Source organism: Bacteroidales bacterium (assembly GCA_031275285.1).
Classification (GTDB): Bacteria; Bacteroidota; Bacteroidia; order Bacteroidales; family UBA4181; genus JAIRLS01.
Map to the genome: position 1 here is coordinate 1 of JAISOY010000198.1, position 9,852 is coordinate 9,852.

Sequence of the window (9,852 nt, forward strand, 5' to 3'; positions counted from 1 at the left end):
CTTTTAAATTCATTTGTAATTACGTGGTCTATAAAGATAAACTATTTTCAAAGTCCTGGTTCAAGAACTATATCCTGATTCTTTTAGGCACTTTCACGCTGGCTTCAGGGATGGTGTTCTTTATAGCTCCGCACAAACTGGTGCCGGGTGGTGTCTATGGTATATCTATTGTGATCCATCACCTGTTGGGCACTCCTATCGGAGCCGTATCCCTCAGCATGGATATTCCGCTTTTGCTGATCGGGATCAAAGTGCTGGGTAAACGTTTCGGGATCAAAACCTTTGTCGGGATTATATTAACAGCCGTATTTGTAGATTTATTGGGTCGTTTCTGGGGCGATCGTCCTTTAGTAGGAGATGACGTACTGCTTTCTTCTATTTTCGGTGGAGTATTGATGGGGTTTGGCCTGGGTTTGGTATTCAGGGCTAAAGCCACTTCCGGAGGGACCGATATTATAGCCATGATCCTGAGTAAATATACCCGTTTCCCATTAGGGCAATCATTGATCTACGTAGATTCGTCCATCGTATTGATCGGCCTGATCGCTTTTCAGGACTGGAAAATACCCTTGTATTCCTGGTTGGTGATATTTATCACCGGGAAAGTGATCGATACTGTGGTGGAAGGTCTGTCTGTAAATAAGGTGGTGATCATCATATCCGAGAAGCATGATGAGATCCGGGAAAAAATACTCTTTAAAATGGACCGGGGCGGAACTTATATCAAGGGAGAAGGAATGTATGAAGGGAAAGAAAAAAAACTGATTTATACGACTGTTAGCCGCAGGGAATTGCCGATATTACTGAGCTATATCAAGGATATAGACCCTGATGCTTTTGTCTCCGTACTGGACGCACACGATGTTTTGGGAGATGGTTTTCGTCCGTTGAAAGAAGCTTCCGACTCATAACCGGCTTTGTTTGTAAAATACGAACAGTTTGTGTTTTTTGTTGTTTAATAACTATTCATCTTATTCATTATACAAAAATGGATCGTCGTAATTTCGTGAAAACCGTTAGCGCAACAGCAGGTGTTACTTACTTGTCCTCCCGGTTTGCTTTTGCAGGATTACCTGTTTCGGACCAGAAAATACGTTTGGGTGTGGTCGGAGGAAATTTTGGACTTGGTTTTTATTTTAATGAACATCCGAACTGTCATGTGGAAGCTGTCAGCGATTTAATTCCTGAACGCAGACAAGCCTTGATGCGTACTTATCAATGCAATAAGTCGTATGATTCGTTGGAAGAACTGCTTCGTGATCCGAGAATCGAGGCTGTGGCCCTGTTTACTCCTGCTCCGGATCATGCGGCACATGCGATACAAACGCTTAATGCGGGAAAACATGTACTCAGTGCCGTACCTGCGGTAATGAATATGAAAGAGGCCTATAACCTTTTCAAAACGGTGAAACGGACAGGGTTGACTTATATGATGGCGGAAACGAGTACATACTTCCAGATCGTGATCTCCGCGAAGAAAATGTATCAGGAAGGAGCATTCGGCAATATATTCAGTAGTGCGGCTCAATATTACCATCCGGGACTTGAGGAACTCTATTTTACCGATAAAGGAGAAACGACCTGGCGACACGGGTTACCTCCGATGTTGTATCCTACGCATGTAACATCCCACCTTGTTGCCGTTACGGGAGAAAGACTGGTTACTGTCAGTTGTAACGGCTGGGGTGATGATAGCCCGATTCTAAAGAAGAACCGGTACAATAACCCTTTCTGGAATGAAACCGCATTTTTTAAAACCGACCGGGGGAATACTTTTTTAGGTGAAGTTTGTTGGAGGGGTGCGCTGATAGGGACGGAACGCGGAGAATGGCACGGAGATAAAATGAGTTATTATTCCGGTTACAAAGGAACCGGAGACCATCAGGTAACCAGTACTTCAAAAATGGGGGTTGATCACGGGGGATTCGCAGTCGCAGAAACAAAAATGACTCCTTACCCGAGGGTAAAATGGTGGGAAACGGAAATGTTACCCCTGCCGATGCGGCACGGGAGCGGACATGATAATTCACATTGCTTTATTACCCATGAATTTATCGATTCATTGGTCAATGAAAGAGAACCGGAGGTAAATATCCGGGAGGCATTGGCGTATACTGTTCCCGGAATCATTGCCCATGAGTCTGCGTTAAAAAAAGGCGAATTATTAAAAATACCGGTTATCGGATAATAATGCGAATCAAGGGTTGAATAAAGGAGGTCTAAAAGACCTCAATGTGAATAACCGTGGGTATAACCCATGGAAAAAATGGACAATATGTTACGGCGTCCCCCGAAGGGGGCGAATACCATATTTACCCTTTACCCTGTTATTTTCAGTGAACCCTTCGGGTTTCGGGACACAAAGGAAGGTGATCTTTCAGCCACGGGTGTAACCCGTGGTTATTTATATTTTATATTCAATCCCTTTGGGATATCCGATAAAATCCAACATTCATTTCAACCCCTGATTCAAATTAATAAATAATCCACAACAATTAATATCATATTTAATAGGAGTAATCGACTTGATCAAAGCGACTTAAGTAAATAATAAATAGCACTGGGTACTTATTTTTGATTATTTTAAAAATAATGTGATATATTTGCAACGAATAGAAGAAAAAAGAAATGAATATCGTACTTACAAATAATTTCTGGTGGTGGCGTTCGCAACTTTTTCGAGTCGTGAATAGCTAATGCCGTATATTTGTATGTAAGATATATAACCTAATACAAAAGGGCCGTCGGATTCACGACGGCCCTTTTTTCGTTTTGTCCAATCTCAAATCAAAAAATAATATGGATTACAATATCAATAAAGATGGTTTTTATGGAGCGTTCGGTGGTGCATATATCCCGGAAATTCTCCATTCCAATGTGGAACAGCTAAAGGCAGATTATCTGAATATCATGGAGGAATCGGGTTTCCGCAGGGAATTTAATCAACTCATGAGGGACTATGTGGGCAGACCTTCTCCTCTTTACTTTGCCGGGCGCTTATCTGAGAAATATAGATCCCGTATTTATCTCAAACGCGAAGACCTTAACCATACGGGTGCCCATAAGATCAACAATACCATTGGGCAAATACTGTTGGCCCGCCGGATGGGTAAAACGCGTATTATTGCCGAAACGGGAGCCGGACAGCATGGTGTAGCCACAGCTACGGTCTGTGCTTTGACCGGGATGAACTGTATCGTCTATATGGGTGAAACGGATATTGCCCGTCAACAGCTTAATGTGCATAAGATGAAAATGCTTGGGGCGGAAGTACGTCCTGTCACCAGCGGAAATAAAACACTCAAAGACTCGACCAACAAAGCCATCCGTGACTGGTGTTGTCATCCTTCCGATACGCACTACATTATTGGATCAGTTGTAGGGCCTCATCCTTATCCGGATATGGTAGCGCGGTTTCAATCCGTCATCAGTGGGGAAATAAAGAAACAGTTACTGGAACATGAAGGCCGCGACTATCCTGATTACCTGATTGCATGTGTAGGAGGCGGAAGCAATGCTGCTGGAACATTTTATCATTACCTGAATGACGAACGTGTAAAATTGATTGCTGCCGAAGCGGCCGGACTGGGGATTGATACCGGGGAATCAGCAGCAACAATCCATCTGGGTAGAGAGGGGATCATACATGGAAGCCGCACGTTAGTCATGCAGACGGAAGACGGGCAGATCACAGAGCCCTATTCTGTTTCGGCAGGATTGGATTATCCTGGGATCGGTCCGGTACATGCCAACTTATCGGTTTCAGGACGTTCCGAAGTATTGGCGGTAACCGATGAAGAAGCGCTTGCTGCGGCATTGGAACTGACCCGTCTTGAAGGGATCATTCCTGCACTGGAGTCGGCTCATGCACTGGGTGTGTTCGGACAAAAAAAATTCCGTCCGGAAGATGTTGTTGTGCTTACACTTTCCGGACGTGGCGACAAAGATATGGATACCTACGTTGAACGATTTACAAAAATGGAAATTTTATGAAAACCAGGATCACAGCAAAAAGGTGCCATCTATTGGCTGACCTGCAAACACCTGTAGGAATTTATCTGAAAGTCAGGGATATGTACCCCCAGTCGGTACTCCTTGAAAGTTCTGATTATCATGCTTCTGATAATAGTTTTTCTTATATCGGTGTTGAACCGATTGCCTGTTTTTCTGTGCAGGATGCAAAAGCGACCATGGAGTACCCCGATGGTAATATCATAATTAAAACGATCGAAGGAGTTAATTCATTAACAGAATTACTGAATGATTTCATATACAGCTTTAGCGTAACAGGCGATACCGACGGGGAAAATGGTTTTTTCGGATACACTGCCTATGATGCGGTGAAGTATTTCGAAGAGGTAACCATCAGGGAAAATGATAGGGAAATGGCGGGAATTCCCGAAATGACCTATCTTTTATATCGTTTTGTGATAGCTGTGAATCACTTACGCAATGAAATGACCATCACCGAGAACATTACCGGAAATGATCCCAGCAAAATGGAAGAGATCATTTCTGTGATCGACAGCCGGAATTTTCCCACTTATGATTTTCAGGCCTGCGGAGCTGTATCTTCTTCGGTTACAGATGACGAGTACAAAGAAATGGTCAACCAGGGGATCAAGCATTGTATGCGGGGAGACGTTTTTCAAATTGTGCTTTCACGACGCTTTAAACAATCTTTTTCAGGGGATGATTTTAAGGTGTACCGTGCACTGCGCTCGATAAACCCGTCACCATACCTGTTCTATTTCGATTTCGGTTCATACCGTATTTTCGGTTCTTCACCGGAGACCCACCTTAAGATCAATGGTCGCATTGCAACAATCGACCCGATTGCAGGGACTTTTTTACGTACCGGGGATGATGAAGAAGACAGGGATCTGGCTCGTAAACTATTGGAAGACCCGAAAGAAAATGCGGAACATGTCATGTTGGTCGATCTGGCACGTAATGACCTGAGCCGGAATGTAAGAAACGTCAATGTTAAGTATTACAAGGATATCCAATTTTATTCCCATGTGATACACATGGTATCACGCGTATGTGGTGAAATAACGCCGGATGCCAATAGAATAAAGGTATTTGCCGATACATTTCCTGCCGGGACGCTTTCAGGAGCGCCGAAAGTACGGGCCATGCAACTGATAAACGATATTGAAAAACACCAACGCAGTATTTATGGAGGATGTATCGGGCATATTGGTTTTGACGGTAACCTGAATCAGGCCATTACTATACGGACTTTTGTCAGTCGTAATAATACCCTGTATTTTCAGGCTGGAGCAGGCATTGTTGCCAAATCTGATCCTGAAAAGGAGTTGCAGGAAGTAAACAATAAACTCGGTGCGTTAAACCGTGCCGTGGATATGGCCAACAAATTTTAAAAATAAAATTTTATGAAAATATTAGTTTTGGATAATTACGATTCATTCACTTATAATCTGGTACATATGGTGAATGACCTGGGATATACGGATGTGGATGTGATCCGGAATGACCGGATTTCATTGGAAGAAGTGGATCGTTATGATAAAATCATCCTTTCTCCCGGTCCGGGAATTCCCTCCGAAGCCGGGATCATGCTCGACCTGATACGGAAATATGCTCCTACCAAGAGTATTCTGGGGATCTGTCTGGGTGAACAGGCCATAGGTGAGGCATTCGGTGCCGGATTGGAAAACCTTTCCGTAGTATACCACGGTGTGGAAAGTTCTGTGGTCATCAAAGAAGAGGATGTCCTGTTTTTGGGACTTGAAGGTCATTTCAAGGCGGGACGGTATCACTCATGGATAGTCAGCGAAGAGAATTTTCCGGAAGAACTTTGTATTACCGCGATGGACAGTGAAGGCCAGATCATGGCTATCAGCCATAAAGAGTATGATGTACGCGGAGTACAATTCCATCCCGAATCGGTGCTTACTCCGGAAGGGAAAAAGATGATGTGTAACTGGTTAAAATCATAAAAAGACGATCATGAAGAAATTATTATACAGGCTTTTCGAACACCAGAACCTGGACCGCAACGAATCGCGCGAGGTACTCATCCGTATGGTTCACGGCGAATATAATGAAAGTCAGATAGCTGCTTTTATCACGGTTTATCTGATGCGCAGCATTACGATCGATGAATTGTCCGGTTTCCGTGATGCATTGCTCGAAATGCGTGTTCCGGTTGACTTGTCGGAATACAATGCGATAGATATTGTCGGTACGGGCGGAGACAACAAGAATACGTTCAATATTTCCACGGCAGCTTGTTTTACAGTTGCCGGAGCTGGTTATCATGTGATAAAACATGGAAATTACGGATCGACCTCTGTGAGCGGGGCATCTAATGTAATTGAACAGCATGGGGTAAAATTCACACAGGATGTGGATGTGATGCGTCGTTCGCTGGATGCATGTAATATTGCTTACCTGCATGCGCAGTTTTTCAATCCGGCCCTTAAAATTGTTGCCCCGGTACGCCGCGACCTGGGCGTAAGGACATTCTTTAACATGCTGGGGCCACTTGTCAATCCTACATTACCCCGTCGGCAAATGCTCGGTGTATATAATTTAAAGCTCGCCCGACTTTATTACTATCTTTATCAGCAGACGGGTATAAACTTTACGATCGTCAATTCCCTTGACGGATATGATGAAATATCATTGACCTCCGATTTCAAAGTGTTTTCAAATGCTGAAGAGACGATTTATTCCCCTGAACATTTTGGATTTGTGCGGGCAAAAGAAAAAGATCTTTATGGTGGTGAAACAGTGGAAGAAGCATCGGGCATATTCGACCGTGTTCTCTCAGATAGAGCCACCACTCCTCAGAAAAATGCAGTAGTTGCCAATGCGGCATTTGCTATACGTACGATTGATCCGTCTTTGTCTTTAGAAGATGCAATAAAACAGGCGTATGAGTCAATTGAGAGTCAAAAGGCATTGCAGGCATTTAAAAAATTTGTCGAAATAAATTCTTAATGATGAATATACTCGATCATATATTAAAAACCAAAAAGGCAGAGATAGATACGGCAAAATCCATCCGGACTTTTAATGACATACAGCATGAAGCATGTTTGGTCACTCGTAGTGTGGTTTCCTTTTCCGAAGCGTTGAATTCTTCCCGAACTGGGGTTATAGCCGAATTCAAGCGTAAATCGCCTTCAAAAGGTTTTATTAAAAAAGACGCAGATCCGGGTAAGATCATTAAAGGTTATTCTGAAAACGGAGCAACAGCAATATCCGTGCTGACGGATAAGTATTATTTTTCCGGGTCATTGTACGATCTGGCAGAAGCGCGGAAGATAACCGGAATACCTTTGCTACGCAAGGATTTCATTATTGATCCTTATCAGGTATGTGAAGCACGTATTGCCGGAGCAGATGTCATTCTGCTTATCGCAGCAGCGTTAACCCCTTTTCAGTGTGCCGATCTTGCCGGATTTGCAGCATCTCTTGGGTTGGAGGTTTTGCTTGAATTACATGATGAATCGGAACTCGGTCATATCAATCCGGATGTCAATGTTATCGGTATCAACAACCGTAATCTGGCCACATTTATCACTGATACCGATGTGTCCCGGAAAATGGCAGGTCTTTTACCTACGGATGTCGTTCGGATCTCAGAAAGTGGAATATCTTCTCCGGAAACAGTATCAGACTTGCGTGATCATGGCTTTCGGGGATTCCTGATGGGTGAAAATTTCATGAAACAGCCTGATCCGGGAAAAGCGCTTGGATCATTCATAAAAGATTTGGAAACATGAAAGTTAAAGTATGTGGAATGCGTGAGATCCGGAATATTACGGAAATAGCACGGTTAGTGCCTGATTTTATGGGCTTTATTTTTTATGTGGGCTCACCGCGTTTTGTAGAGGATCTTCACCCGTTAGCGCTGGATTCAACATTGTCCCCAAAAACAAAACGTGTGGGTGTTTTTGTAAATGAACCGGAAGAACAGATCGAAGAAACAGCGGTGAAGTACAAACTTGATTGTATCCAGCTTCACGGAATAGAACCGCCTGATTTCTGTGTAAAATTAAGGAACAGGTATAAAGTAATCAAAGCCTTTGGGATCGAAAATGCAGATGACCTGAGCAAGACCAACAATTACGAAGGCACATGCGATCATTATCTTTTCGATACAAAAACTTCCGGTTACGGTGGATCGGGACTTAAATTCGATCATCGGTTTTTATCGATGTATTCCGGAAAGACGACGTATTTATTAAGTGGGGGTTTATCGGTTGAAGATGCGGTTTCACTTCATCAGATTATTGACGAACGTTGCATAGGAGTCGATATAAACAGCCGTTTTGAAACGGCCCCGGGAGTGAAAAATCCCGAACTAATCAGGAAATTTATGGAAACAATTAAAAAAATAACGAAATGAATAGAATTGATCAACTTTTCGCAGAGAAAAAAAACAATATTTTGTCGGTTTATTTTACCGCAGGATATCCGGATTATAACGATACCGTGACCACCATTGTAGAACTGGCTTCCCACGGAGTCGATATGATAGAAATCGGAATACCGTTTTCAGACCCTATGGCTGATGGTCCGGTGATACAGCACAGTGGCACGGTAGCACTGAACAATGGGATGACTTTAAAGAGTTTATTCTCCCAGTTGACAGGTATTCGGCAAAAGGTAGATATTCCACTTATTATGATGGGATATCTGAATCCGATCTTGCAATTCGGGATCGAACATTTTTGCCATAGCTGTGCTGAGACAGGTATTGATGGTATGATCATTCCCGATCTCCCGTTTACCGACTACCTGAAGGATTTTAAACCTGTTATCCGTAAATATGGCCTGCATTGTATCATGCTCATAACCCCCGAAACTTCCACCGAACGTATCCGGATGATCGATGAACATACCTCCGGCTTCATTTATATGGTTTCAACTGCTTCAACAACGGGAGCAAAGAGTGGCTTCGATGCAAAAACGATGGCGTATTTCGAACAGGTAAATTCCCTGAAATTGAAAAATCCCCGTATGATAGGATTCGGAATATCCAATAAAGACACTTTCGAAGCGGCAACTAAATATGCAGCAGGTGCCATCATTGGAAGTACGTTTATTCGTCTTGTCGGCGAAAGTCCCTCTATCCATGATGCAGTGGAGAAGCTGGTCAGGATTATCAGGTGATTTTACGTTCCAGTTTCCTGTATGCGAATAATAGATCCCTGGGATGAACAGGCAGATTTTTGTGTCCGGATAATAGAAGCAGGGATAAGGCCGCTTTATCTGCAGGTTGTTTTTCGTAATGACCCAGACAGCTGTAATTAAGATACTTTACGATCTGTAGTCCGCCGAACCATCCGAAAAAACGTTTAGTGAATGTTTCAAGGGACGCGCTATTTTGTTTGGCTATATCGATATGGTAGACGTAATTATTTTGTTTCAGGAAATCCATTAATGGATCAGGAAGGGATGCACCGATCGATGCCATATTATTGATATCCGACCGGTAAAATTCGGGAATAAGTGAGAATAATTCTTTCAGATCCCTGAATGGTTCGATGGGGTAGGTGTATAATGCCTGTTCACCATCGTTCATCCAGCGGCGCATACTTGCACCTGTTCCGAAAGGTACGCGATCAGAAATTCGTGGAGACGGGATGACCCTTGTAGTATTGATCTCCACATAATCTCCCAGTGGGATGATCTTATGTAGGAAATGGAAATCTTCGCCGGCTTTTCGTTTATTCATGCCTCCTTGTTTCACATAAGCAGATGCCCGGACGGCAAAGGAAGAACCAACCGTATGATAGGCGTATGGAAATCCGGTGTATCTCATGGCTTGATTCAAATATCTCAGGTGTAGCTCATAAAGTATGGATCCGG

The 9,852-nt window shown here is 43.2% G+C and carries 10 protein-coding genes; 9 read left to right on the forward strand and 1 reads right to left on the reverse strand.

The window, feature by feature from the left end; genetic code table 11:
* Window positions 1-23 precede the first annotated feature (23 nt).
* From LBQ60_19305 to trpA, 9 genes are all read left to right on the forward strand, one after another.
* Window positions 24-911 carry a YitT family protein gene (locus LBQ60_19305; GenBank protein MDR2040076.1) on the forward strand — a complete coding sequence of 296 codons (888 nt, stop codon included), beginning with the start codon at window positions 24-26 and terminating at the stop codon, window positions 909-911.
* Window positions 912-988: 77 nt separating this feature from the next.
* Window positions 989-2,188, forward strand: coding sequence for a Gfo/Idh/MocA family oxidoreductase (locus LBQ60_19310; GenBank protein MDR2040077.1), 1,200 nt, complete (start codon window positions 989-991; stop codon window positions 2,186-2,188).
* Window positions 2,189-2,799: 611 nt separating this feature from the next.
* Complete coding sequence (gene trpB, locus LBQ60_19315; protein ID MDR2040078.1) at window positions 2,800-3,993, forward strand: tryptophan synthase subunit beta; 1,194 nt, start codon at window positions 2,800-2,802, stop codon at window positions 3,991-3,993.
* Complete coding sequence (locus LBQ60_19320; protein ID MDR2040079.1) at window positions 3,990-5,387, forward strand: chorismate-binding protein; 1,398 nt, start codon at window positions 3,990-3,992, stop codon at window positions 5,385-5,387. The genes trpB and LBQ60_19320 overlap by 4 nt, the downstream gene beginning before the upstream one ends.
* Before the next feature lie 12 nt (window positions 5,388-5,399).
* On the forward strand, window positions 5,400-5,966 hold the full coding sequence (locus tag LBQ60_19325) for an aminodeoxychorismate/anthranilate synthase component II (protein MDR2040080.1): 567 nt from the start codon (window positions 5,400-5,402) through the stop codon (window positions 5,964-5,966).
* Between the two features lie 10 nt (window positions 5,967-5,976).
* The gene (gene trpD / locus LBQ60_19330; protein MDR2040081.1) at window positions 5,977-6,972 is read left to right on the forward strand and encodes an anthranilate phosphoribosyltransferase; all 996 of its coding nucleotides are present in this window, start codon (window positions 5,977-5,979) and stop codon (window positions 6,970-6,972) included.
* On the forward strand, window positions 6,972-7,760 hold the full coding sequence (gene trpC, locus LBQ60_19335) for an indole-3-glycerol phosphate synthase TrpC (protein ID MDR2040082.1): 789 nt from the start codon (window positions 6,972-6,974) through the stop codon (window positions 7,758-7,760). Before trpD ends, trpC begins: the two co-directional genes overlap by 1 nt.
* On the forward strand, window positions 7,757-8,386 hold the full coding sequence (locus LBQ60_19340; GenBank protein MDR2040083.1) for a phosphoribosylanthranilate isomerase: 630 nt from the start codon (window positions 7,757-7,759) through the stop codon (window positions 8,384-8,386). The genes trpC and LBQ60_19340 overlap by 4 nt, the downstream gene beginning before the upstream one ends.
* The gene (gene trpA, locus LBQ60_19345; GenBank protein MDR2040084.1) at window positions 8,383-9,153 is read left to right on the forward strand and encodes a tryptophan synthase subunit alpha; all 771 of its coding nucleotides are present in this window, start codon (window positions 8,383-8,385) and stop codon (window positions 9,151-9,153) included. Before LBQ60_19340 ends, trpA begins: the two co-directional genes overlap by 4 nt.
* Here the strand turns inward: trpA and LBQ60_19350 are convergent.
* Window positions 9,146-9,852: glycosyltransferase family 2 protein (locus tag LBQ60_19350; GenBank protein ID MDR2040085.1), on the reverse strand; the 707-nt coding region annotated here is incomplete at its 5' end. The genes trpA and LBQ60_19350 overlap by 8 nt on opposite strands.

Excerpts from the sequence above, each read along its gene's own strand:
- LBQ60_19320 (MDR2040079.1), top strand. The coding sequence starts at position 3,990 with ATGAAAACCAGGATCACAGCAAAAAGGTGCCATCTATTGGCTGACCTG.
- trpD (MDR2040081.1), top strand. The coding sequence starts at position 5,977 with ATGAAGAAATTATTATACAGGCTTTTCGAACACCAGAACCTGGACCGC.
- LBQ60_19310 (MDR2040077.1), top strand. The coding sequence starts at position 989 with ATGGATCGTCGTAATTTCGTGAAAACCGTTAGCGCAACAGCAGGTGTT.
- LBQ60_19340 (MDR2040083.1), top strand. The coding sequence starts at position 7,757 with ATGAAAGTTAAAGTATGTGGAATGCGTGAGATCCGGAATATTACGGAA.
- LBQ60_19325 (MDR2040080.1), top strand. The coding sequence starts at position 5,400 with ATGAAAATATTAGTTTTGGATAATTACGATTCATTCACTTATAATCTG.
- trpB (MDR2040078.1), top strand. The coding sequence starts at position 2,800 with ATGGATTACAATATCAATAAAGATGGTTTTTATGGAGCGTTCGGTGGT.
- trpA (MDR2040084.1), top strand. The coding sequence starts at position 8,383 with ATGAATAGAATTGATCAACTTTTCGCAGAGAAAAAAAACAATATTTTG.
- trpC (MDR2040082.1), top strand. The coding sequence starts at position 6,972 with ATGATGAATATACTCGATCATATATTAAAAACCAAAAAGGCAGAGATA.